Annotated in this window: 29 protein-coding genes; 5 read left to right on the top strand and 24 right to left on the bottom strand. The window is 57.2% G+C overall.

What is annotated here, in order from left to right; genetic code table 11:
• Positions 1 to 19: 19 nt before the first annotated feature.
• From soxX to ACIQ3A_RS03975, 11 genes are all read right to left on the bottom strand, one after another.
• A complete protein-coding gene (gene soxX, locus ACIQ3A_RS04025) occupies positions 20 to 676 on the bottom strand; it encodes a sulfur oxidation c-type cytochrome SoxX (protein WP_396430473.1) in 657 nt (218 codons plus the stop codon).
• A gap of 18 nt (positions 677 to 694) precedes the next feature.
• Entirely contained in the window at positions 695 to 1498 is an 804-nt protein-coding gene (gene soxA / locus ACIQ3A_RS04020) for a sulfur oxidation c-type cytochrome SoxA (RefSeq protein ID WP_396430472.1), read from the bottom strand.
• A gap of 75 nt (positions 1499 to 1573) precedes the next feature.
• Entirely contained in the window at positions 1574 to 1885 is a 312-nt protein-coding gene (gene soxZ / locus ACIQ3A_RS04015; RefSeq protein WP_396430471.1) for a thiosulfate oxidation carrier complex protein SoxZ, read from the bottom strand.
• A gap of 56 nt (positions 1886 to 1941) precedes the next feature.
• Entirely contained in the window at positions 1942 to 2397 is a 456-nt protein-coding gene (gene soxY, locus ACIQ3A_RS04010; protein ID WP_396430470.1) for a thiosulfate oxidation carrier protein SoxY, read from the bottom strand.
• Positions 2398 to 2466: 69 nt separating this feature from the next.
• Positions 2467 to 3540, bottom strand: coding sequence for a c-type cytochrome (locus ACIQ3A_RS04005; RefSeq protein WP_396430469.1), 1074 nt, complete (start codon positions 3538 to 3540; stop codon positions 2467 to 2469).
• Positions 3524 to 4888, bottom strand: coding sequence for a sulfite dehydrogenase (soxC, locus tag ACIQ3A_RS04000; RefSeq protein ID WP_396430468.1), 1365 nt, complete (start codon positions 4886 to 4888; stop codon positions 3524 to 3526). The genes ACIQ3A_RS04005 and soxC overlap by 17 nt, the downstream gene beginning before the upstream one ends.
• 22 nt (positions 4889 to 4910) lie before the next feature.
• Complete coding sequence (locus ACIQ3A_RS03995; protein ID WP_396430467.1) at positions 4911 to 5216, bottom strand: ArsR/SmtB family transcription factor; 306 nt, start codon at positions 5214 to 5216, stop codon at positions 4911 to 4913.
• Between the two features lie 118 nt (positions 5217 to 5334).
• Positions 5335 to 6657, bottom strand: coding sequence for an OmpP1/FadL family transporter (locus tag ACIQ3A_RS03990; protein WP_396430466.1), 1323 nt, complete (start codon positions 6655 to 6657; stop codon positions 5335 to 5337).
• A gap of 23 nt (positions 6658 to 6680) precedes the next feature.
• The gene (locus ACIQ3A_RS03985) at positions 6681 to 7253 is read right to left on the bottom strand and encodes a DUF302 domain-containing protein (protein ID WP_396430465.1); all 573 of its coding nucleotides are present in this window, start codon (positions 7251 to 7253) and stop codon (positions 6681 to 6683) included.
• Positions 7254 to 7421: 168 nt separating this feature from the next.
• Positions 7422 to 7745, bottom strand: a complete 324-nt coding sequence (locus ACIQ3A_RS03980; protein WP_396430464.1) for a hypothetical protein — start codon at positions 7743 to 7745, stop codon at positions 7422 to 7424.
• Between the two features lie 117 nt (positions 7746 to 7862).
• Positions 7863 to 8171, bottom strand: a complete 309-nt coding sequence (locus tag ACIQ3A_RS03975) for a c-type cytochrome (RefSeq protein WP_396430463.1) — start codon at positions 8169 to 8171, stop codon at positions 7863 to 7865.
• Between the two features lie 243 nt (positions 8172 to 8414).
• On the opposite strand from ACIQ3A_RS03975, the gene ACIQ3A_RS03970 reads away from it, so the two are divergent.
• On the top strand, positions 8415 to 8660 hold the full coding sequence (locus ACIQ3A_RS03970) for a metal-sensitive transcriptional regulator (protein ID WP_396430462.1): 246 nt from the start codon (positions 8415 to 8417) through the stop codon (positions 8658 to 8660).
• 30 nt (positions 8661 to 8690) lie between these two features.
• On the opposite strand, the gene ACIQ3A_RS03965 is transcribed toward ACIQ3A_RS03970, so the two are convergent.
• From ACIQ3A_RS03965 to ACIQ3A_RS03955, 3 genes are all read right to left on the bottom strand, one after another.
• Positions 8691 to 9647: an MBL fold metallo-hydrolase gene (locus ACIQ3A_RS03965; protein ID WP_396430461.1), complete on the bottom strand. Its 957-nt coding sequence runs from the start codon at positions 9645 to 9647 to the stop codon at positions 8691 to 8693.
• The gene (locus tag ACIQ3A_RS03960) at positions 9647 to 10096 is read right to left on the bottom strand and encodes an OsmC family protein (protein WP_396430460.1); all 450 of its coding nucleotides are present in this window, start codon (positions 10094 to 10096) and stop codon (positions 9647 to 9649) included. The genes ACIQ3A_RS03965 and ACIQ3A_RS03960 overlap by 1 nt, the downstream gene beginning before the upstream one ends.
• Positions 10097 to 10364: 268 nt before the next feature.
• Entirely contained in the window at positions 10365 to 10799 is a 435-nt protein-coding gene (locus ACIQ3A_RS03955) for a rhodanese-like domain-containing protein (RefSeq protein WP_396430459.1), read from the bottom strand.
• A gap of 235 nt (positions 10800 to 11034) precedes the next feature.
• Here ACIQ3A_RS03955 and ACIQ3A_RS03950 point away from each other — a divergent pair, with 235 nt between their 5' ends.
• The 3 genes from ACIQ3A_RS03950 (at position 11035) to ACIQ3A_RS03940 (ending at position 13272) form a co-directional block, all read left to right on the top strand.
• Positions 11035 to 11964 carry a ZIP family metal transporter gene (locus tag ACIQ3A_RS03950; RefSeq protein WP_396430490.1) on the top strand — a complete coding sequence of 310 codons (930 nt, stop codon included), beginning with the start codon at positions 11035 to 11037 and terminating at the stop codon, positions 11962 to 11964.
• A gap of 27 nt (positions 11965 to 11991) precedes the next feature.
• Positions 11992 to 12465, top strand: a complete 474-nt coding sequence (locus tag ACIQ3A_RS03945; RefSeq protein ID WP_396430458.1) for a Dps family protein — start codon at positions 11992 to 11994, stop codon at positions 12463 to 12465.
• Positions 12466 to 12735: 270 nt separating this feature from the next.
• Complete coding sequence (locus ACIQ3A_RS03940; RefSeq protein ID WP_396430457.1) at positions 12736 to 13272, top strand: class I SAM-dependent methyltransferase; 537 nt, start codon at positions 12736 to 12738, stop codon at positions 13270 to 13272.
• 103 nt (positions 13273 to 13375) lie between these two features.
• On the opposite strand, the gene ACIQ3A_RS03935 is transcribed toward ACIQ3A_RS03940, so the two are convergent.
• The 3 genes from ACIQ3A_RS03935 to ACIQ3A_RS03925 all read right to left on the bottom strand — a co-directional run bounded on the left by ACIQ3A_RS03935 (position 13376) and on the right by ACIQ3A_RS03925 (position 15498).
• A complete protein-coding gene (locus ACIQ3A_RS03935; RefSeq protein ID WP_396430456.1) occupies positions 13376 to 14269 on the bottom strand; it encodes an MBL fold metallo-hydrolase in 894 nt (297 codons plus the stop codon).
• 77 nt (positions 14270 to 14346) lie between these two features.
• Positions 14347 to 14973: a peroxiredoxin gene (locus ACIQ3A_RS03930; protein WP_396430455.1), complete on the bottom strand. Its 627-nt coding sequence runs from the start codon at positions 14971 to 14973 to the stop codon at positions 14347 to 14349.
• A gap of 252 nt (positions 14974 to 15225) precedes the next feature.
• Positions 15226 to 15498, bottom strand: a complete 273-nt coding sequence (locus ACIQ3A_RS03925) for a rhodanese-like domain-containing protein (RefSeq protein WP_396430454.1) — start codon at positions 15496 to 15498, stop codon at positions 15226 to 15228.
• A 224-nt stretch (positions 15499 to 15722) separates the two neighbouring features.
• Here ACIQ3A_RS03925 and ACIQ3A_RS03920 point away from each other — a divergent pair, with 224 nt between their 5' ends.
• Positions 15723 to 16574 (top strand): energy transducer TonB, encoded by an 852-nt coding sequence (locus ACIQ3A_RS03920; protein ID WP_396430453.1) that lies wholly within the window; start codon positions 15723 to 15725, stop codon positions 16572 to 16574.
• 47 nt (positions 16575 to 16621) lie between these two features.
• On the opposite strand, the gene ACIQ3A_RS03915 is transcribed toward ACIQ3A_RS03920, so the two are convergent.
• From ACIQ3A_RS03915 to ACIQ3A_RS03885, 7 genes are all read right to left on the bottom strand, one after another.
• A complete protein-coding gene (locus tag ACIQ3A_RS03915; protein WP_396430452.1) occupies positions 16622 to 17374 on the bottom strand; it encodes a DUF4395 domain-containing protein in 753 nt (250 codons plus the stop codon).
• A gap of 141 nt (positions 17375 to 17515) precedes the next feature.
• On the bottom strand, positions 17516 to 17839 hold the full coding sequence (locus ACIQ3A_RS03910) for a hypothetical protein (protein WP_396430451.1): 324 nt from the start codon (positions 17837 to 17839) through the stop codon (positions 17516 to 17518).
• A gap of 28 nt (positions 17840 to 17867) precedes the next feature.
• Positions 17868 to 18935: an NAD(P)/FAD-dependent oxidoreductase gene (locus tag ACIQ3A_RS03905; RefSeq protein WP_396430450.1), complete on the bottom strand. Its 1068-nt coding sequence runs from the start codon at positions 18933 to 18935 to the stop codon at positions 17868 to 17870.
• Positions 18936 to 19223: 288 nt separating this feature from the next.
• Positions 19224 to 19505, bottom strand: coding sequence for a hypothetical protein (locus ACIQ3A_RS03900; protein WP_396430449.1), 282 nt, complete (start codon positions 19503 to 19505; stop codon positions 19224 to 19226).
• Between the two features lie 201 nt (positions 19506 to 19706).
• Positions 19707 to 19874, bottom strand: coding sequence for a hypothetical protein (locus tag ACIQ3A_RS03895; RefSeq protein WP_396430448.1), 168 nt, complete (start codon positions 19872 to 19874; stop codon positions 19707 to 19709).
• Between the two features lie 30 nt (positions 19875 to 19904).
• Entirely contained in the window at positions 19905 to 20606 is a 702-nt protein-coding gene (locus ACIQ3A_RS03890; protein WP_396430447.1) for a Crp/Fnr family transcriptional regulator, read from the bottom strand.
• A gap of 51 nt (positions 20607 to 20657) precedes the next feature.
• On the bottom strand, positions 20658 to 21155 hold the full coding sequence (locus ACIQ3A_RS03885) for a thioredoxin fold domain-containing protein (RefSeq protein ID WP_396430446.1): 498 nt from the start codon (positions 21153 to 21155) through the stop codon (positions 20658 to 20660).
• Positions 21156 to 21228 lie beyond the last annotated feature (73 nt).

Below are 21228 nucleotides of genomic sequence, written 5' to 3'. Positions count from 1 at the left end.
AAGCCGGGTTTTTCAGGATTTACTGGTTAACGGGGGATTTGGGGTCGAGCAACAAACCAACGATGTGACGAACCTGGGTTTCATTGAGGATGCCCATGTGTCCTGCGCGTGGCATGTTGGAACAGGCGTTGTAAGCCTTGGCATTCCAGATCTTGCCCCAGGTGTATTCCACAATGGCCTTGCTGGCCGGATCGCTCGGGTTGCTCACACCACGAATCTTGCCGTAGTTGTAAAGGCTGGGGCCGATGGTGCCGTAAGAAATTTCTTTCTTGTCCATCTGGTGGCAGTTGTAGCAATTGCCGCCATTGACAGCCGTCGCCGAATCGGTCCAGGTCAAGCCACGGCCACTTTGGGCGATTTTTTCGCCCTCTTTCCAGTCACCAATGAACTTGCCGTCCGATGGCCACTTGATGGCTTTGAGGTTGGCTTCTTCGATGCGTTTGGCGATTTTTTCGTCCAAGGGTTTGCCAGCCACATCGGCTTCGCTGCAGACGCGGTTGGTTTCGTCGGTGGCCGTGATGCGCTCCACCTTGACGTGACTTTGATCCCGGAAAGAGGCCTTGACGATTTTTTCGGTCAGGTCATTGATCTCGGCCACGGAGGGGCCAGATGCACAGCCTGCAGCCACCAAAGCGGCAGCCAAGCTGGCCAAAACAAGTTGGGTCTTTTTGTTCATGAATTTCTCCTGTTCAGATCAGCGCTTGATGGCCGGTGCAATCGATGCGGCACCCTTGGCGTTCACACCCAAATAAGTGGACAAGGCCACAGTGGCGTCACTGGCAAAACCAGGATACGGAAACCGCTGCTGGCGGTAGCAATCGTTCAGGCGCAACTGCATGCTCCACATCTGGCCATTCGATACGCGGTAGGCGGGCCAGGCGGCAAAGCCGACACCATCGCCAGGGTTCTTGGTCAGGATCGGCAGGTCTTGCAGACGAATGCGTTTTCCTTCTTCACCGTGGCAAGAGGCGCAAGAAAAATCGTGCGACCCGCCTCTTTGAAAAAACAGGCGCTTGCCCACTTCATAAAAGGTTTTCTCTTGCTGGTGCGATTGCGACAGGTTGAACTTGAGTCCCTTGGATTCGGCGGCGATCCAGGTCGCCACAGCAGTGACGTTGGCCATTTCACCTCGGCCAAAAGGCGTTTTGGAAATTTCGGCGGCATTGAAGCCTTGCAGGCTTTCCATGCAGGTGACCAGACGCGACTCCAAGTCCTGCATGCGCTGGGTATCGGCAAAGTAACGGGGCAACTCCACAAAAACGCCTTTGACAACGCCTGGACCTTTGCCCAGATCGCATTTTTCAAGGGACACGTTTTTAGGACCCCGGGGTTTTTTCCAGAGGTCTTCACCCTTGGCTTCAAACAAGTCGGCCGGGTTACCGTCCTGCAACATGGCACGGTATTCGTCGATGCCCTGACTGGCTGATTTTTGGGCCAATACAGGCATTGCGCTCATGGTCAATGCTGCAGCAAAGGCCAGGGTTGAAGTTTTTATCATGGTCACCTCTTTGAATTAATGGAACGCAAAAAGGGTGAAGCTTTGGCTCCACCCTTTTGCAAGCTCAACGGAAAGTCATGACACCGTGGCTTCGTCGGTGCGGCTGTCGCCCTTGTTGTCTTTCCAGGTCACAGCGATTTTGTCACCTGCTTTGGCACCTTTAACCGCGAACTGAAGGAACGGGTTTTTAGACACCGCCGGGCCCCATTCGGCTGCCAGCACAGGCTTGCCGTTGTGGGTGGCTGTGACCTCCTGGATGAACCAGGCAGGAACAGTTTTGCCAGCAGCGTCTTTGCGCTGACCAGACTCCATTTCGTGGCTCATGAGCACACGAACGGTCGCTTTGTCGCCAGAGGATTGGGCACGAATGCGCATTGGATCTGCCATTTTTTTCTCCTAAATCTTTCAATGAATCAATGTGTGTAAGAGTTGCGTGTCAGGGCTTAACCGCCACAACCACCCAAAGTGACTTTGACTTCTTTTTTAGCCCACAAGGCTTTGCCGTCGTTCATGATGGCCACAGCGTAGACATCCGAGGACTGGCCCATCTTGGCGCGGGTCGAAAAGTTGGCTTCTACCGAATCAGAAACGTGGAATAAGGCAACCAAGGCTGCAGGGTTCTTTTCGACCATGATGAGCAACTGCTTGACACCTGGCAGCGAAGTGCTGGCGCCCAAAGGCACTACGGCGCCGTTTTCAGCGATGTCCGGACCGGTGATGGTCACATCCTTGCTCTCGGCCATGCTGGTCGCACCGGCAGCTTTCGCGGAATCTTGCACTGACTTGGCATCGAATGCGGCTTTGTTAAAGGCTGCGTGGGCGAACTGGGGAAAACCAGCGGAGGCCAAAAGGCCAGCCACGACAGCGGTTTGTTTGAGTGTCTCGCGACGGGTTTGCATCTGATATCTCCTTGATGGTTGAGTGATGCTATTGAAACAGGCCTGGAAATGCAACGGTTATATCCCGTATTATTTGCTGGCCCCCTTAGAAATCCATTCGGCTATTTTCTTGGCATCAGCATCGGGCAGCGACTGTGGGGGCATCGGAATTTGCCCGTACACCCCAACGCCACCCGCCTTGATTTTGCCGACAAGATAGTCCAGTTTGCCCGCTTGCTTTTTTGCAATCTCATTGAAACCCGGACCGACAATTTTTTTGTCAACGCCGTGACAAGCTGTACAAGTGTGCTTGTTCAGCAGTGCAATCGCGGCCTTGGCCTCGTTGTTTTCGGGTTTCGCTGTTGCAACGGGTGCTGCAGCCGCCACAGGTATGCCTGCTTTGGGCTCAGGGCGGGTGGTGTCGGCACCACGTTGCTGCCCTACGATGCGGTTTTGCTCTTGCAAGTTGCCATGGGCATTGCGTGCAAAGTCTGGCAAGAATGAGGCTACTTTGATTTCAGGCGTGCAATCCTTCATGCAAATCTTGTTGGCCGTATCGGGTTTTTTGGTACCCCCAAACTCATTGCCAGGCCACATGTCGTGCGCCGTGGTCATGCCGTTGCGGTTCGGCAAACGCGCTTGCACCTCAGCCATATTTTTGTCAGACAAAACATAGTTGTCTGGCACGATGTTGGCAAGGTTCAGCATGAAAGCCGTGACCGCATACACCTCTTCCGTCGTCAATGTCTTGGGGTTGGTCCAAGGCATGGCCCGGTTGATGTAGTCCCAGAGAGTTGACACCGTCGACACCTTCATGAGGGTGGTGCGGCCAGGGTAGTCTGTACGTTGCAAATTGGCCACACGCCCAGTCTTGATGTCTTCGGCGGTGGTGCCACCAATCAGAGGGCTGAACACCTCGTTGGATTCACCAAAAACGCCGTGACAGTGGGCGCATTTGGCCTCCCACACATCTTGCCCCTTGGCCACCGAACCCGAGCCTGCAGGCAAGCCCTTGAAGTCGGGGCGCACGTCAATGTCCCACTTGGCCACTTCTGAAGGAGTGGCTGTACGGCCGATACCCACAAACGGGGTGGACTGCGCGGCAGTCACACCCGCCATGGCCAGCAAAGCCGCCGACATCACTGCATTACGAAACCTGGACATTTTTCACCTCACCGTTTTCCTGCACCAACCACGACTGGATGGCGTTGTTGTGATAAATGGATCGCGTGCCTCGCACTGCACGCAACTGCTGGTAAGTGGGCTGCACGTGTCCGGAATCGTCTTGCGCACGGCTTTGAATGATGGCCGGCTTGCCGTCCCACACCCAGTTGAGGTTAAAGCGCGACAGGGCTTTCGAAAGCACGGGCGTCTCCAGCCTGGCCTGACGCCAGTTACGCCCCCCATCGGTGGACACATCCACCCGTTTGATCTTGCCCTTGCCTGACCAGGCGAGGCCCGTGATGTTGTAAAAACCTTTGTCCAACAAAACCTGCCCACCCGAAGGCGTGGTCACCACACTCTTGACTTCCTGGAGGTTGGTGTATTGGCGATGCAAGCCACCTGGCTGCAAATCGATGTAGTGAATTGCTTCATCTTTGGCCGCATAGGGCTTGTCACCCACTTCGACACGGCGCAGGTACTTGACCCAACTGACACCCTGCACACCAGGCACCACCAGACGCAGCGGGTAGCCGTTTTCAGGGCGCAACATTTCGCCATTTTGACCATAGGCCACGATGACTTCACCAGAAGTAATCAGGCTCATCGGGATGGTTCGGGTCATGGAAGAACCATCACCCCCTTCGGCCAGCACAAATTTGCCATTTTTCAGGTCGGCACCAGCCAGTTCCAGCAGCGTGATCAGGGGCACACCCGTGAACTCGCTGCAAGACAGCATGCCATGGGTGTATTGGACCGTGGGCACGGCCACGTTGCCCCAATCGACCGCCGTGTTGGCGCCGCACTCAATGAAGTGAAAGCGTGACACCGATGGCAAACGCATGATCTCGTCCATGGTGAACACCATGTTCTTTTTGACCATGCCGTTGATCATGAAGCGGTGCTTGGACGGATCGATGTCCCACCAGCCCTGGTGATGCCGCTCAAAATGCAAGCCACTGGGCGTGACGATGCCGAACAAGGACTGCAGCGGGGCAAACGAGACCGAAGCTTGGGTGGTCTGTGTCAGACCCGGGCTTTGGCGACGTTGCAAATTGGCCTCGAACTTGGAGGGCTTGCCATAACCTTCAACGGCCACGCCCTGGCCCAGACCCGTGGCATGCTCGGGAAGGTTCAAAATATTGGGATCTCCGCCCTCAACGGGTACGGGGTTGCCCTGGGCCACGGCCATGGGCGCAGCAGCACCTGCCGCAGCGGCAGCGAATGCACTGCGAATGAAATCACGGCGCCCCTTTTTGCCTTCTGCAAACACAGCCTTGATGCCGCCATGGGTCAGGAAGTTTTCAGGTGCTTTTTGCACCCTTCCTGAATGGATGTTGTCTTCTTTCACACACACTCCTCGTTTTGAAATGTCAATTCACGGCTGAATCGATAGTCATCTGCGTACATACGGCCCGACAAACCATCGCGGCCTTTTCGTCCGCAATCCGATAAAACATCTGAGCGCCCTGTCGCCGCTTGCCCAAAATGCCCGACCTGTACATGATGTTCAGATGCTGAGACATATTGGGTTGAGCCGCTTCAATGTGCGCCAGCAACTGCCCTACATTTTTTTCACCGTGGCACAGCTCGCTGATGATGCGCAATCGAATGGGGGTGGACAGTACGGCAAACAACTCAGCCGCCCTGCCAAACACCTCGTCAATTTCATCGCTCATGCGTTCTGTGCCATTAGGTTCTTATATTCGGATGTGCGAATATATACGTTAAACGATGTATCTGAATCAGGGATTACACCGAGGGCACTTCCTGATCAGGAAGGCCTCGTGTTGTTCTTCAAAACTTCCAGCCGTACTGCACGCCCAAGGATTGTTGGGACATGCGAATGGTTTCGGTGATGGTCGTCGTACCCATCATGCCGTTGTACATTGACGGACCTGTGACCGTATGTTTGGGCGCATACATGTAAGCCCAAGTGAACTCCGAGTCTTTAGACAGGGCATAGGTGCCACCGAAGGTGTAATGCTGGGTGATCACACCGGGCGCCAGGATATTGAAGGTCACGTTTTCAGACTTGACCGGGTTGGTTGACTGGTTGTACCCAGCTCGCAACAGCATGGTGGATGTGGCTTGCCATTGAACACCCAACTTCAGGACATTGACGTCGGACCAACCAAAACCGGGTCCGTTGGCAGAACCCATCGGATTTCCAGCTGCGAGGTTGCTCATCGGGTTGCCAATGGCTGACACTCCGCTGTAGTTGATGCGGCTGTAATCAGCAGCCACAGACACGGCTGGCGTGACTTGCACGTTGATGCCCAATGCAAAGTTTTCAGGAATGTCAAACGAGCCCTCGCCCGCAAACAACCCCGAGTACTTGTCGAATTTGCCCATCTTGATTTTGGGCGAATAGGTCGCACCGAATTTCAATGTATCTGACAACTGGCCCAAATAGCCCAACCGGACACCAACGCCTGTCGAACGATCCGCGCCCTTATCAGTGACGTTGCTTGGGTTCATTGACATTTGCTGACCAGGCGCTGTCGACGTAAAAGCATGAAGCCCTGTGGCTTTGAACTGCTGCATCACCAACAGCGGAGACATGCCCACTGAATGCTGTTCGTTGAGTTTGTAAGCCAGCGTGGGGGCAATGATCAATTGCATCAAATCAACGCCCAGCTTGCCCTGACCACACAACAAATTACCCTGATAGGTCGTCATACCGCCGTCTGCTGAACACGTCACATTGCCACCCGGATATTCGGTGTTCATGCCGCCGTTGCCGTAGACCGTGACACCCCAGCTCATACGGTCATCTATTTTTCTGTTGTAGGCAAATTCTGGCACTATAAATGCGCTGCCATCGCTCTGCACATCACCTTCTAGCAAAGGGGATGTATTTGGTGACACACGCGCGGCACTGCGCTTGGGCATGAAAATATCCACGCCGATCTCAGCACGGTTACCTGCCCAGACCGAAGCTGCCGGGTTGTTGATGCCTGCAAATGCGTTGTCGGTGACAGCAACTGCAGCCCCGCCCATGCCTTTTGACTTCATGCCATAGCCATGCGGAAAGTACCCATCGGTCGCCCAAGCTGCGGAACCCGTAGCCAATAAAGCAGCCACCACAGTGGCACGTAAAGTAATGATTTTTTTCATTGTTGTCTCCAGATTTTTACGGATCAAAACTCACCCTTGCTGCCGCGTTCCATCATTTCCCAGATGGTGTCGCGCACGGCTTGGGCTTCCTCTTTCAGGGGTGATGGCAGCTTGCGGCCCATCTTGACCATCATGTCCATGTTGAGGGTGTAGAGCCACAAGCCGTCTTCTTTTTCAACCATGGACACACGGCAAGGCAAGTAAGCGGCCATGTGCGGGCTGAAATCGACCATGCGGCGGGCTGTAGCGGGCGTACAAAACGAGTACACCGTCAGCAGCTTTTCTTTTTTGCCCGAACGCGCCTCCAACTCTTTGGACAGCGGCAAAGTGCCCACATCGCGCATGTTGCGTTCCACCGCCACTTGTTTGAGGACTTGTTCAACCTCGTTGGCGGTCACGCCGGCTTTGACTTTGCGCTCCCAGGTAGTAGCGATCGCAATGTCACCGTTGCCGTCAACCCAACGGTCCCACATGCGGCTGGCTTCTGCGCCAGCGCCGGATTCAAGTTTGCCGAGGGTGCTGATGGTGCCGCAGCCGGTCAACCAGATCGAGCTGGCCAACACGGCCCATTTCATCCACGTGAAAGATTTGCGCATTCCTGTTCTCCTGTTGTCATGCATTGATGTACTCCGGCAAGACACACCATGTGTCTTGCCAGATTGACATTGATCATCCATGACCTGGAGAAAACAGAGTATTGGCAGATACCCTATACCCTATGGGGTAAGGTATTTTTAGACGCCTGCAAATGAGCGCCTAAGGATTCACTTGAATTTGTAGTGGTCTCTGTTGAGCACTGCAGCAACCGAGTTCACGTCTTCAGGAAACATGCCCAGATTCAACTCGGTGTTGCATTGCTCCACCATGCCGCGCAAAAAAGCAGCGGTGTTGATGCGGCCTTGCGGTTTGTAGATGGCACTGCCGTCACCACCCACCTTGGAGACGTGACAGGCCACGCATTTGCTTTCGGCGATCAGTTTTTCGCCCAACTTGTAATCAGCATCCTTGAAGATGGCAGGCTGAGCGTGGGCGGCAAGAGACAACAGCACAGTGGCCAATGCAAGGCCATGCGTTTTTCGGAATTTCATTTTCGGCTCCAAATAAAAAGCCGCTTGAGGACAAGCCCCTGAGCGCCAACCAAAAGCCACCGGCAACCACCAAGCTTGTCAAACTTTCCGGATTTGACAAGCTTCGAAGGCTTGGCTTTATTTCGCGCCAGCCAGAATCCAGTTCGCCAAAACCAAGGCATCGGCCTCGCTCAAAGCAGCTTGCGCGGGCATGGGCACAGGGCCCCACTTGCCTGCACCACCCGCCTTGATACTTTTAGCCAAGGTCGCAGCGGCGTCTTTTTGAGCACCATATTTTTTGGCGACGTCTTGGTAGGAGGGACCTACCAACTTCTTGTCCACCGCATGGCATGCCATACAAGCGTTTTTCTTGGCCAAGTCCATGCTTGCAAAAGCGGGGAAGGCCATCACTGAGGACACGGCAACAGCGGCAAAAATCAATTTCATGAGAACTCCAAATGAGGGGGGGTGAATATAACCAGACGCTAATTTAACCCAAATCAACTCGGCTTTGTGCACACCGGTTAAAGCCCAAGGTCAGGGATTTTACTGAGACCAAGCGGTTCAACCGTGCAAAACCAGGCCAAAAAACAGGGCGTAGGCTGCACCTCCTACCCCTCCCCTATCGAAAAAGATATCATCAGCAACATCCGCCCCGACCCTTTAGCAGGGGCCATTCTGGAGACCAGCATGAGCCGAATTGTGAACGCCGAAAAGAAGAAAAACCTGTGTGCCCGCCTTGCCCGCATTGAAGGTCAGCTGCGCGGCTTGCAAAAGTTGATAGAAGCCGACGCCGATTGCGAAAAAATCGCGCAACAAATGGCCGCTGCACGCAAGGCACTCGACAAGTCGTTTTTTTCGATGGTTGGCTGCATGATCGAGCAAGGCGACCAGTCCCCAGAGCACGTGGCTGCAATGCTGACCAAGTTCGCCTGATTCTGACCTCAAAAGCCCATTTCTAAAGCTTCAAGGGTTGGCCTCAAAATCCACAAAAACCCGGTTCATATTTAGTCGGTGCAATTCATCAAAATTTTGCAAATGTCTGAACTGCGTTGGCATGGCCAGCTTGTTTAAGGTCTCGCTGATCGACTCCATGTTGCGGGCAGCAACGCCAACCTGTTCAATCAAAAACGCGTAATAGTCACCCGTCTCCCGTGTGGCCTTGGTCATATCCGTTACACGGCCATGGCCGGGCACTACATGCACTGGCTTCAAAGCCTGGAGCCTGCCAAATGCAACTTGCGCCAAGCGCACGCTCGACTGCGGCAAAACCCCCAGCAAACGGTCCACATACACCAAGTCGCCCGTGAAAGTAACTGCATGTTCAGGCAGGTGAATCATGGTGTCGCCCGGGTAGTGGGCGTTCGTGGTGATCCATTCAAGCCGCAAACCATCAATATCAAGTTTTTTTTCGGGCCCGTCGTGCACCTTGCTGGCAAGACGTGGCTCGGTACCCTGCAATTGCTCAGCCAAAAATGGCAACAAGTTTGCCATCTGTTGCGCCGCGAATCCTTGCTGGGTCTTGACAGTGCCTGCCAAGGCGTGAATTTCGGCCCCTTGGCCTGCAAAATAACCATTACCCAGCCATCGGTGGTCTTGCGAGCCGGTGTTCAGAACCCAGCGGATCGGCTTGGGTGTGACCATCTTTACCGCCTGGGCCAGCAAGGCCGCGCTGAAGGCGCTGGCCCCACTGTCGATCAGGATCACGCCATTGGCGGTGAGCACGAAGCCGTAATTGGCGTTCAGCCCGGCGTTGGCCTGGCTACGCTGGCCCAAAGGCCCGACGATGGCGTAGACCGGACCCGTGACCTGAACGGCACGAGGCAAATACACCACTTCAGCCTGGGACGCGCCCACCCCAATGAATGTAACCAAGCTCAGTGCCAGCGCCTGGAGGATCTTGGACAGGCTGAGAGCTACCATCAAGACTTGAGCAAGAGGCCATCGGCATCAAACACCCGGACCTGGATCGGGATGCCCTGCCCCACGCTTTGGGTCACGGTACAAAAACCCTCGAACTGACCCAGCACGCGCTCAAGCTGCTCCAACTTGGCGGCGCTCACCCCCAGGTGCAAAGTGGCCACCATCTCCAGCACGCGCATGCGGCCATCGGCATTGCGGCCCACCTGGGCCTGCACTTCACAGCGCAAGGGCTCTGGCGCTTGCTTGAATTTGCGCAAGGCAAACAGCAGCGAATCGCTCAGGCAATTGCCCACCGATGCACACAAGAGCTGCACGGGCGACGGCCCCAAGCCCGTGCCTAAAGGCGCAGGCTCGTCGCTGGTCAGCACCGGCATGTTGTCGTCAAAGCGTATGTCGAACCGGTAGTCCTGTTGCTGGGTCAGCGTGACCGAAATCAGTTTTTCGCTCATGGTCAGCCCTGCGGCGCTTGCAAAGCATCCCAGGCCTTGACGGCTTCTGCTGCATTCGTCAAGTATGGGGTGGTCAAAAGTTCAGGCATTTCATCTTTCATGACGTGGCTAAAAAATTGAACTCAGACCGGGGTGCTCGCGTGCCCAACTGAGTTCTTGTACAAGCTTCAGTTTATTTCTACGGGTCAAACCTGGACTTGCCTTGGATCAAGACAAACACAAGTGCAGCGCTTCTCTTGGTCAACCCGCACCCTTGGGATGCTGGGGCTCAAGGTTTATTCGGGCCCACCAAGTCTTGCGGTTTGACCATCGGCCAGCCGCGCTTGGCCCACTCGCTCATGCCGCCATGAACATAACGAATGTTGGTGAAGCCCTGCTCTTGCAGCGCCTCAGTCACGGCCCGTGAGCGGTTTTGGGTGTTGCAGATCAGCAAAACAGGCTGATCGGCTTGCTTGGGAATCTCAGCCACACGCTGCGCCACTTGGCTCATGGGCAGCAAAACAACGCCTTGTGCCACGCCTGTGGCGTGCTCTTGCGGCTCACGGATATCGATCATCAAGACCTTGCCAGCCTCGTGCTCGGCGCGGGCTTGCTCCAGTGACACATTGGGCAGCACTGCCTCTGGGCTACAAGCTTGCAACAACAAAGACGACACACCCAATGCGATCAACATCCCGAACCGACGCAACAAGGAATTAAACATATGGGGCCCTTAAATATCAGCATTCAATTATATTAGAGCACCGCTTGATGCAGTGCGATGCCCAAGTGTCCCACCCCCGACACCCAAGGCGGGCCATCGAACAGCCAAAGGCTCAGCCAACGGCCTGAATGGCATCAAGTGGTCATAGCCCAAGGCTAACAATAAATTAAATAAAACAAAATTGTATTTCGATTTGTAAATACTATCATTAGCCCCTTGAATGAACCACACAATCATGACCGCCCATCCACGCCACCCCCTGCCCTGGCCCCACTTGCTGGCCCAACACGCTCGCCAACGTCCCCAGGTCTTGTTGGGTCTAGGCATCGCATTGATGGGCGTGCTGGTCTTGCTGCTGCAAGGCCAGGTTTGGTTGAACGAGGCCACACAACACGAGGTGGTGCGCTGGGCTTTGTGGGGCGGCAGCGCGGGCCTGGCCGCCACCACGCTCGGGGCTTTGCCTGCGATTTTCCTGAAAAATTTAAAAGCTCAGCACGAAGACGCCATGCTGGGCATCGCTGCCGGCATGATGTTGGCAGCTGCGACTTTTTCACTGCTGCTGCCCGGGATCGAAGCAGGTACCCAATTGACGGGTCATGCACTCACGGGGGCTGGCCTGGTAGTGCTGGGCATGGGCTTGGGCGTCTTGCTCATGCTGGGGCTGGACGCGTTCACGCCCCATGAACACGACAAAACTGGCCCCTGTGGCCCCGGCCATGACCGCTGCCAGCGCGTGTGGTTGTTCGTCATGGCGGTGGCCATCCACAACCTGCCCGAAGGCATGGCCGTGGGGGTCGGGTTTGCGCAAGGCGACCTGTCTGTGGGCCTGCCCTTAGCCACGGCCATCGCCTTGCAAGACATCCCCGAAGGGCTGGCTGTGGCGATGACCTTACGGGCCATCGGCACCCCGGCCTGGAAGGCCGTGGGCATTGCCGCCCTGGGCGGCTTGCTCGAACCCCTAGGCGCCCTCATCGGGGTCAGCCTGGTGGGCAACTCGGCACTAGCCTACCCCGTGGGTTTGGGCTTGGCCGCCGGGGCCATGCTGTTTGTGGTCTCGCACGAAGTGATTCCCGAGACCCACCGCAACGGCCACCAAACTACCGCCACCCTGGGCCTGATGGCAGGCTTCGCGCTCATGATGGTGCTCGACACCAGCTTGGGCTGACCATTTTTTTAACCACAAGGAAACACCATGAAAATCGACATCGGCATCTCTGAATCGCACCGCCTGGCCATCACCGAGGGCTTGAGCCACTTGTTGGCCGACACCTACACGCTGTACATGACCACTCACAATTTCCACTGGAACGTGACCGGCCCCATGTTCAACAGCCTGCACGACATGTTCATGCTCCAGTACACCGAGCTGTGGAACGCGGTGGACCCGATTGCCGAGCGCATCCGCTCGCTGGGCTACCCGGCGCCGGGCTCGTATGCACAGTTTGCCAAGCTCAGCTCGCTGCCCGACGCGCCCACCCTGCCCCCCAAAGCCATGCAAATGGTCGCGATCCTGGCGCAAGGCCACGAAGCCGTGGCCCGCACCGCACGCGGTTTGTATGAGGTGGTGGAACAAGCCAAAGACGAACCCAGTGCCGACTTGCTGACCCAACGCATTGCTGTGCACGAACAGACCGCCTGGATGCTGCGCAGCTTGCTCGAAGAGTGAAGCGTTCTGCGCGAAGCAGCCAGCACCGACCTTCAAGCCATACAGCCGGGTAGTGTGTCTGTGGTGCGCCGAGGTTGGCTCTGGCTCTGGCTCTGGCTCTGGCTCTGGCTCAGCCGCAGCCGTGATGCTGGCGCGGCGCCTTTGACTGTTCTCCCCTTTCCTGTAGATTGAAAAGATTTCACCATGAGCACATTCAACAATCCCCAATAGACCTGGAACCAGCGCTTTGCCGCCGAGCACTATGTATTTGGCGAGGCTCCCAACGCGTATTTGCAATCACAAGCTGCCCATCTGACACCTGGAACTGCGCTGGCTGTGGCCGATGGTGAGGGCCGCAATGGCGTGTGGCTGGCCCAGCAAGGCCTGCAGGTCGATGCCTTTGATTTTTCGGACAATGCCATTCGCAAAGCTCGTGCCCTGGCCCAAATCCGAAAAGTCAACGTGAATTTTGTCTGCAGCGACTGGCAGTCCTATGACTGGCAGCCTTCGCATTACGACAACGTGGTGGGCATCTTTTTCCAATTCGCTGCGCCTGAAGAGCGCAGCCTCTTGTTTGCACGCATGCTGGACAGCCTCAAGCCTGGCGGCACCCTGATCATTCAAGGCTACACCCACCGTCAACTGGACTTCAACACCGGCGGTCCCGGCAAGCTCGCGCACCTTTACGACGAGGCACTGATGCTGGACGCCTTCGGCCAACTGGACATCCTGGACCTGCGCACCTACGAAGCCGAGATTGCCGAGGGCACAGGCCACCAGGGCATGTCGGGCCTGCTGGGCCTGACGGCACGTAAGCCCAAAGACTAAACCTGGCCTTGCCCCTAACAGGGACAAAAGTGCGCTGAAAAGTGCGCTTGCAGCGCCCTCCCCTCCCATCCGACATCCGAAAGCAGCGCTGGCCCTGCAGGCTTCAGAGAACGTCCACTGGGATCTTCAGGTAACGCTGGCCGTTGTCTTCGGGCTGCGGCATTTGACCGGCGCGCATGTTCACCTGTACCGAAGGCAGGATCAGCACGGGCATGGACAAGGTGGCATCGCGCTTATCGCGCATGGCCACAAACTCAGCCTCGCTCACGCCTTGGTGCACATGCACATTGGCCTTTTTCTGCTCAGCCACGGTGGTCAAGCATTGGGGCTGACGGGTCTCGGGCGGGTAGTCATGGCAAAGAAACAGCTCGGTGCTGTCAGGCAAGCTGAGCACTTTCTGAATGGACTGAAACAGCACGCTGGCACTGCCGCCGGGAAAGTCGCAGCGTGCTGTACCGTAGTCGGGCATGAACAAGGTGTCACCCACAAAGGCCACCTGCCGTGCAGGTTCGACACTGGCATCCGTCACCACATAGGTCATGCAGGCCGGGGTGTGGCCGGGGGTGTGCAGGGCCTTAGCCTGCAAAGTACCAATCTGAAAACCCTCGCCGTCTCCCAGCAAACGGTCGAACTGGCTGCCGTCGCGGGCAAATTCGGTGCCCGCGTTGAACAGCTTGCCAAAGACGTTTTGCACCGTGGTGATGTGCGAACCAATGGCCAATTGACCGCCCAGCTGCTTTTGCAAATAGGGGGCTGCCGACAAATGGTCAGCGTGCACATGCGTCTCCAAAATCCACTGCACGCGCAAGTTCAAGGCCTTCACACGGTCCACCAGGAGGGCGGCGCTGCGGGTTTCGGTGCGGCCGGATTTGGGGTCATAGTCCAGCACACTGTCGATCAAGGCGCACTGCTGGGTGGACAAGTCCGCCAGGATGTGGCTGAAGGTGAACGTGGCCGGATCAAAAAACGATTCGATGTGCATGTGGGCTGAACTCATGTTGGCTTCCTTAGCGGTTGAGCAACAAAGATCCTGACACCCCTTGCTACTTGGCAGCCAGGGGGTAAGCCTGAAACTTACAGGGACTTGGTCGCAAAATACCAGTCTTTCATGGCATATCCTTCGCCTTTGCGCTTGGCAATGGCTTCTGGCGTTTTGGGTGGCGGCACAATCACGTCGCAACCGGGCGTCCAGCCCTCGGGGGTGGCGATCTTGTGGGCATCGCTGGTTTGCATGGCTTGCAGCAAACGCACAAACTCTTCAATCGAGCGGCCATTGCTCATGGGGTAATACACCATGGCGCGCAGTTTGCCTTCGGGGTCAATGAAGAAGGTGGCACGCACGGCTTGGGTGTCTGCAGCGCCGGGGTGGATCATGCCGTAGGCTTGGGCCACTTCCATCTTGATGTCGTCGATGATGGGGAAAGGAATCTCCACACCAAAGTTGTTCTGAATGCTTTGCATCCAGGCCAAGTGCGAGTAGATGCTGTCGATCGACAAGCCGAGCAATTCGCAGTTCATGCTCTTGAACAACTCGGCACGCTTGGCAAAGCCGATGAATTCGGTGGTGCAAACAGGTGTGAAGTCGGCAGGGTGCGAGAACAAGATGAGCCACTTGCCTTTGTAATCGGCCAGGCTTCGGGGACCGTGGGTGGTGTTGGCGCTGAAGGCGGGAGCGGCTTCGTTGATGAGGGGCATGGACATGGCGGGTTTCCTTTGAGGTTGACTATCGGTTTTGTAAATCGAGAGATTTATTCAATCGACAGGATCAACTGTACATACCCCTGAAGGTATTGGGTATGATTTATCGCAATGAATGACATAGCAATAATTTCAGCCACCAAATTCTTAGAATTGATGCATCGCAAGCCATCAATGCCCTGACCATGTATACAAACACCATCAATCCTTCGCAGGCCCTGCAGCTTTGCTTGCCGCGTCAAAGCCGCCTTTGGCCTACCACTCAGCCATGCCGCCTTGCAAGATGCGCACGTTCCCCCAGCCTGCTAAGCGCAGCGCAAAACCGGCTTGGGCCGACAGCGATCCGGTGTTGCAATAAATGAGCACGGGCTTGTTTTTGGAAATCATGTTGCGCTTGGCCAGCACCTGACGCCAGTCCATGTTGATGGCGCCAGGAATGTGCCATTTGACAAATATCGCCGTGTCACGCGCATCGATCACCAACATCTTGGGCCACTCGTCTTTGGTAATTTGTTCGGCAAAAATCACGCCGCGCCGTAGTCCACAAACTCCAGATACGCCTACATCTCTTCGGTTGCAATGGCTTTGTTGTCGGCGTGAGCGGTCGTGGCCAGCAGCAAGCTGCCTGCGGTTGCCGCAGCAAGGGCGAGGGTTCGCAAGGTCGTGAGGACTCCACTTCGTCGGGTAATATCAGTCGAAACGAATATTTTCGCTGAATGGCTGTAAGACCTCCAACAAAAGCCTCGGCATCCATGTCCAGAGACAAAAATTTCTTCGCGCTTTTTCTCACGCTGGCCTTACACGCGGGTCTCTGGCTGCTGATGAGTGAGTTCCGTTTCAAATACAACAGCCCACCCGAAGTACCCAAAACGGCTGAAAATATCGTCTTTCTGGAACTGATCCCGCCGCCGCGCCGGCCGCTGCCTGAACCGCCATCTGCTCCCCCCACCACCACTCCCATCACTGCGCCCCCGCCCGACACGCCTTTGGCGACTCCCGCCACGTCGCCCTCACCTGATCGCCCCCGCGCGAGCATGGCAGCACCCCCGCCGCCCACGACTGAAGAATGGTCCTTTGCCGCCAACTACACCAAAAAAAACAGCAAGAGCTACCGATACAGCTGGGGCCAGCAAGTGCGCAGCATGATGGGCACCGCCGTGGAAGGCCCTGACCAAGGTGTAGTGCGCTTTCGCATCGAGATCGCGCCCGACGGCAGCTTGACGCAGCTGCAAACACTGTGGACCACATCGGCCAAGGCCGAACAACTCGCGCGCCAAGCCATCCAAAACATGCCACCGCTGCCGCCCACCCCAACGGGCAAGCCGCTGATTTTTGACAAGACGATCACGTTTTCGCCTTTTGCCAACGATGGGCCGCCCCTGTACAGAGACGACTGCCTGCCCGACCCGCCCGTGTTTCGCAACCCATTTGCCTGGGACGGAAAATCTCCCCAGATGGTGGCCGCGCCTACGCCGACAGCCAAACTGGACCCACAAGCCCTGGCCGACTGCCTGCGCCAGCTGCCCCAAGACAGCGTCGAAGCCGAAAGCGCCAGCGACCAGCGCCTGATGGACCAATGGGGCTCCAGCAAAACAGGCCGCTGAACGGCTCGCGGGGCCAGGTCCCACTTGAAAACCCGGTCAGCAGCCCATCAGCGGCAGTTGTTGTGCAGCTTCCATTTGTCTTCGTGGCCCATGGCTTTGGCGAAATCGGGCACCTTGCAGCGCTCGATTTCGGCCGGGTCCAGCGCTGCTGGCTGGCCTGGAGTATTGGCAACAGGCAAGCCTGCAGACACAGCGCGGCTCTTTTCGTGCGACACCGCCAGCGCCACGACAAAAGCCAGCAGCACCAAGGGCACGGCATGGCCCCAGCCCAAGCGATCCGTCGGCGGGGCCACGTATTCACAAGCGCCACCCGGGCACAAACGGGCCTGCTCGGCATTGAATTTGTTGTACACCCAGCAACCGATGCAGATGCCGAAAGCGCTCTCAAAAAACAAGAGCATCAAACACACGCCACACACCAGCAGATTGACCGGACCGATGACTCCCTGCACCACCACCAGGACAAACATGGTCAGCGCCAGCACCAATCCAATGGCCCAGGCAAAGCGCTTTTGGGGGGCACCCGTCCATTCGGGCTGCTGGCGTCGCACCAGCAATTGGCCGATCACCAAGCTGGGGGCATAGGCCGGGTTGACGAAGAGCCGCACCACAAAGTCAAACAGGAAAGCCAGCACAAACACGCGCGTGGGCGCAAAGTTGCCGCTCAACCAGGCGTTCATGAACGCCACCATCGCAAAGAAAAACAACAGGCCTGCGCCGGCACGAACGGCCCGCTCATTGAGCACGGGCACCGCGAATTCAGGCTTGACCTGACCAAAAACAAACCATTGAAATGACATGCAAAAAATCCCTTAATCCACCCACATCAGCACAAGAAAGTCTGAAGCATATGGCCATTTTCAGGGATCCACAGCGCGAACAGGCCAAAACCCGCCCCAGGCTGAAATTGCAAGCCTTGCGTTTGATCGAGCTTGAACACCTCAGCGCTGCCGCATGGCCAGCACGGGCCACATCAGCAGCGCCGCCGCCACGCCCACACCTGCACCCATGGCCAGCAAACCGGCCCAGTCCACCCAATAGCCCATGTCGGCCATTGTTGACCTGGACAAGGGTGGCAAAGCCAGCACCGCCACCAGCGACACCAGAACAGCCACAGCTGCCAGTGCTGCGCCGCTGACCTGCGCCAGCTTCTTGCGATTAATTCCCATCACCACGGCCCACACCACGGCCAAGGGCAACAACGCAGGCCACAGGCCCAGCGCGATTTCGTAGGCAATGTTCATCGCCAGCCAGATTTCATACATGTGCGTCTCCTGATGTTTTGAGTGGGCTTCAGACCCGGCCCTTGAGTGTCGCCATGTAGGCGGGCTTGAGCATGCGGTATTTCATCAGCCAAGCAAAGTAACCCGCCTGCAGCGGCTCGATCATGGGCAGCGACGGCGTGAGCTTGCCCTCGTAGTCAAACTCGATCAGCATGGCCGAGCCCTCTTTCACGATCAGCGGGCACGAGGTGTAGCCATCAAACTTCTGACCGGGCGCACGGCCCGCGATCACATCCACCAGATGCTGCGCCACGATGGGTGCGCTCTTTTTGATGGTGGCTGCCGTCTTGCCGCGTGGCGTGCCGTTGACATCGCCTACGCCAAACACATTGGGGTAGCGGCGGTGCTGCAAGGTGGCCTTGTCCACCTCCAGCCAGCCGCCTGCGGAAAAGGGGCCCTCTTTCCAGGCCAGGTCGGAGTTTTTGACGGCATCAGGCGCACGCATGGGCGGTACCACATGGATAAAGTCGTAAGCCACTTCGGTGCTGGCGCCTTCGGGCGAAACAAAACGCGCCCGCTGCGCACCGATGTCGATGCCCTGCAGCTTTTGCGTGGTCTCGACCGCGATGCCCAGATCGGTCCAGCGCGCGAGCACATTGTCATTGACCACCTTGACGCCAAACACATTGCCCAGCGCCGAATAAAACGTGACCTTCGACTTGTCGAGCGTGCCCGACTGCGCCAGGCGGTCGCGCAGCATGAAGGTCATCTTCAGCGGCGCACCCGCGCACTTGAGCGGCGTGGCGGGCAGCGTCAGCACCGCGTTGCCGCCCTTTTGCCGAAACGCGTCCATGCTGGCCCAAGTGGCCTGCGCCGCTTCGGGGCTGGGGTAGACGCTGGTCAGGCCCTTTTGGCCAATCGCGTTCACATCCATACCCTCGATCAGCGACCAGTCCTGGTGCGTGCCCATAGCCACCACGAGGTAGTCGTACTTAACGCGCTGACCCAAAGCCGTGACCACCGTGTTGCTGGCCGGGTCCAACTCGCTGACCATCTCCTTGATCCAACTGACCTGCGGCGGGTGAAAGTCGGCATTGCGGTCGCGCACCTTGCTCACCGGCCACACGCCCGTGGCCACCAGGGTCTAGCCGGGCTGGTAGTTGTGTTCTTCCTTGCGGTCGATCAGGGTGATCTTGGCCCCGTCGAGCAAGGCATGGAGACGGTTGGCCACGGCTATGCCGCCCAGACCACTGCCCAAAATCACGATGTGCGCCTGTGTTTTGGTTTTGGCAGCCTAGGCAGCAGGCGTAGCACTGGCCAAAACCGCAGCGCCTGCCGAACCCAGTAACCACTGGCGGCGGCTCAGCGCGGTGAATCTGTTTTTTGGGGTTTCCATGGTGTCTCCTTTGGCAAGGGGACTATCTTCTCAGCGTGTTGGCCCATCAATTTGAGATGGATCAATTTCGGGCTTAACGGGCCTTTTTACAGAGATTTTTGACGATGCAAAACTGCCAAGGCAGAAGGCCAAGCCGCCACCATCGCCGTGGGTGAGATTGAAATCCTCGAAGTCCTGAGCGACCGCAAAGCCATGACCCGCGTTGGCTTCCCCGCCAACAAGATTTACAAGGGTCAGTCGGGCAGCTGCGGCGTCCAGCGGGAAGATGCGGTCAGCGTAAGCAGCCAGCAAACCATCGAGCCAACCGTCCAAGCGGTCGGCCCTCTCGACCCCACCCGCTCTGCGCAACTTGCCAATGCCTTGCGCCATTTCAGCCACCGCGATGGCGGGCAAAAAAATTGTGCGTGGTGGGCCTGCAGCCATTGGCCAAAGGGACTGGGGACAAAAGCCTCACGGCCAGGAGCCAAGGCGGACACGACGCTGGTGGCCAGCAGGTAAGCCTGACCTGTGGCCTTAGTCAAAGTCGATGCCCCGCAGCGGCGTGGTGTCGCGCTCAGTCTCAAAAGGCTCGGGCTGTGCCAAAAGATAGTTGGCGAGGTTGGGCATCTCCAACGGGTAAAGACGAGCACCGTCTGCGATGGGCACGATCATGGCGCAGGGTTGGCCATGACGACTGACCAAGGTGGGGCGACCTTTCAGCGCATTCTCCACTCAGCGCATCAGCGATGCCTCATCCAGAATTTCATAACGCCGGCCCTGTTTGTCGCAAGGCTTCAGGGCGCCGTCGCGCACCAGGGCGCTGATTTCGCGGCTCACCGTTTCGAGTTGCATGTCGAGCATGGCGCCCATGTCGTCTCGCGCAAAGAAGGTGGTGATGCCGGGTTGGTCGGGGTCGCGCATTTTCAGCGCCAGGGCGGCCACGCGTTGCCGGGCAGAGCCGAAGTTCAGGTCAGCCAGCCAGTCGTCGGCGTCTTTCAGGGCTTGTTGCCACTTTTGCATCAAGCGTTTGTGCAGGCGTGGCGAGTTGGCTGACAAGTGGTGCAGCACCGACAGGGGGATGCGGCAGACTTGGGCTTCGACCAGTGCAACCGCTTCGCTGTCGTAGCGGGCCGTAGCCAGCGCTTCAAGACCGATCACGTCGCCCGGGCGCAGCACGCGCACGATGCGTTCGCGGCCATCGGCGGTAGCCCGCACCAGCTTGACCATGCCTTTGCGCAGAGTGAACACGCCTAAAGCGGTTTCGCCTTCGTTGTAAAGCGCCGCTTCAGCACCAAACACCATGTCGTCGATGGGGGTGTGGATTTCGCCAAAGTCTTGTTCGTTCAGGTCAGCAAACAACACCATGTCGCGTATGCCGCAGCTGCGGCAGTCCGATGTGCCTTTCCAGGCCGAGTCAATCTTGATGGGGATCATGTTTTGAATTTAGCACGTCCATCGTGCCCCCAACTGACGCAGGGACTGGTTTTACAGGGCCTTGCGCCCCTGGGCCAATCTATCTTCCAGATAGGGCCCATAGAAGTCGGGCAGGTAGGCCCCCTCCATGCGCTCGGCCACTTCTTTCCCGCCGGGCCCAAAAAATAGCAGCGTGGGCGTGATGGAGACTTTCCACTGGCGGGTCAGCTGGTCGTGCGTGGTGAGCTTGCCTGCAAAGTCGAGCACGGGTTGGTTGTTGCGCATGTCCACCTGCACGATGGCCGTGCCTGCGCGGTGCATGGGCGAGAGGTGGCTTTGCCGAGCTTGGCGGCAAAAAACGCACCCCTCGAGGCTGACCATCACGATCAGGGGCTGTTTGTTTTGAAGGGCGCGGGCCAGTTCGTCGGGCAGCGATTGAGCGGCGGGCAAAGTGGCAGCGCCGCCAGACTGCGCCAGCACGGGTGTCGCGCAAAGTGATGCCCCCACCCGTAAAAGCCAGTCACGGCGACGCCAAACAGACGAATGAAAGAGGGTTGTGTAAGAAGCCATGGGTTGCAGAACGTGGACAATAGCGGGTTTTGCGTGGCGGGGTGAAGCCTTTCACAACCGCCTTGTTTGAATA

Origin of the sequence: Limnohabitans sp. (genome assembly GCF_044361985.1) — a bacterium.
Lineage (GTDB): Bacteria > Pseudomonadota > Gammaproteobacteria > Burkholderiales > Burkholderiaceae_C > Limnohabitans_A.
The sequence above is the reverse complement of the archived record's forward strand: the minus strand, read 5'-3'. Positions and strand labels throughout refer to the sequence as shown.

Bases quoted from the DNA above. Each gene is read 5' to 3' on its own strand.
- soxX (WP_396430473.1), bottom strand. From the start codon at position 676: ATGAACAAAAAGACCCAACTTGTTTTGGCCAGCTTGGCTGCCGCTTTG.
- soxA (WP_396430472.1), bottom strand. From the start codon at position 1,498: ATGATAAAAACTTCAACCCTGGCCTTTGCTGCAGCATTGACCATGAGC.
- soxZ (WP_396430471.1), bottom strand. From the start codon at position 1,885: ATGGCAGATCCAATGCGCATTCGTGCCCAATCCTCTGGCGACAAAGCG.
- soxY (WP_396430470.1), bottom strand. From the start codon at position 2,397: ATGCAAACCCGTCGCGAGACACTCAAACAAACCGCTGTCGTGGCTGGC.
- ACIQ3A_RS04005 (WP_396430469.1), bottom strand. From the start codon at position 3,540: ATGTCCAGGTTTCGTAATGCAGTGATGTCGGCGGCTTTGCTGGCCATG.
- ACIQ3A_RS03995 (WP_396430467.1), bottom strand. From the start codon at position 5,216: ATGAGCGATGAAATTGACGAGGTGTTTGGCAGGGCGGCTGAGTTGTTT.
- ACIQ3A_RS03990 (WP_396430466.1), bottom strand. From the start codon at position 6,657: ATGAAAAAAATCATTACTTTACGTGCCACTGTGGTGGCTGCTTTATTG.
- ACIQ3A_RS03985 (WP_396430465.1), bottom strand. From the start codon at position 7,253: ATGCGCAAATCTTTCACGTGGATGAAATGGGCCGTGTTGGCCAGCTCG.
- ACIQ3A_RS03980 (WP_396430464.1), bottom strand. From the start codon at position 7,745: ATGAAATTCCGAAAAACGCATGGCCTTGCATTGGCCACTGTGCTGTTG.
- ACIQ3A_RS03975 (WP_396430463.1), bottom strand. From the start codon at position 8,171: ATGAAATTGATTTTTGCCGCTGTTGCCGTGTCCTCAGTGATGGCCTTC.
- ACIQ3A_RS03970 (WP_396430462.1), top strand. From the start codon at position 8,415: ATGAGCCGAATTGTGAACGCCGAAAAGAAGAAAAACCTGTGTGCCCGC.
- ACIQ3A_RS03965 (WP_396430461.1), bottom strand. From the start codon at position 9,647: ATGGTAGCTCTCAGCCTGTCCAAGATCCTCCAGGCGCTGGCACTGAGC.
- ACIQ3A_RS03960 (WP_396430460.1), bottom strand. From the start codon at position 10,096: ATGAGCGAAAAACTGATTTCGGTCACGCTGACCCAGCAACAGGACTAC.
- ACIQ3A_RS03955 (WP_396430459.1), bottom strand. From the start codon at position 10,799: ATGTTTAATTCCTTGTTGCGTCGGTTCGGGATGTTGATCGCATTGGGT.
- ACIQ3A_RS03950 (WP_396430490.1), top strand. From the start codon at position 11,035: ATGACCGCCCATCCACGCCACCCCCTGCCCTGGCCCCACTTGCTGGCC.
- ACIQ3A_RS03945 (WP_396430458.1), top strand. From the start codon at position 11,992: ATGAAAATCGACATCGGCATCTCTGAATCGCACCGCCTGGCCATCACC.
- ACIQ3A_RS03935 (WP_396430456.1), bottom strand. From the start codon at position 14,269: ATGAGTTCAGCCCACATGCACATCGAATCGTTTTTTGATCCGGCCACG.
- ACIQ3A_RS03930 (WP_396430455.1), bottom strand. From the start codon at position 14,973: ATGTCCATGCCCCTCATCAACGAAGCCGCTCCCGCCTTCAGCGCCAAC.
- ACIQ3A_RS03920 (WP_396430453.1), top strand. From the start codon at position 15,723: ATGTCCAGAGACAAAAATTTCTTCGCGCTTTTTCTCACGCTGGCCTTA.
- ACIQ3A_RS03915 (WP_396430452.1), bottom strand. From the start codon at position 17,374: ATGTCATTTCAATGGTTTGTTTTTGGTCAGGTCAAGCCTGAATTCGCG.
- ACIQ3A_RS03910 (WP_396430451.1), bottom strand. From the start codon at position 17,839: ATGTATGAAATCTGGCTGGCGATGAACATTGCCTACGAAATCGCGCTG.
- ACIQ3A_RS03890 (WP_396430447.1), bottom strand. From the start codon at position 20,606: ATGATCCCCATCAAGATTGACTCGGCCTGGAAAGGCACATCGGACTGC.
- ACIQ3A_RS03885 (WP_396430446.1), bottom strand. From the start codon at position 21,155: ATGGCTTCTTACACAACCCTCTTTCATTCGTCTGTTTGGCGTCGCCGT.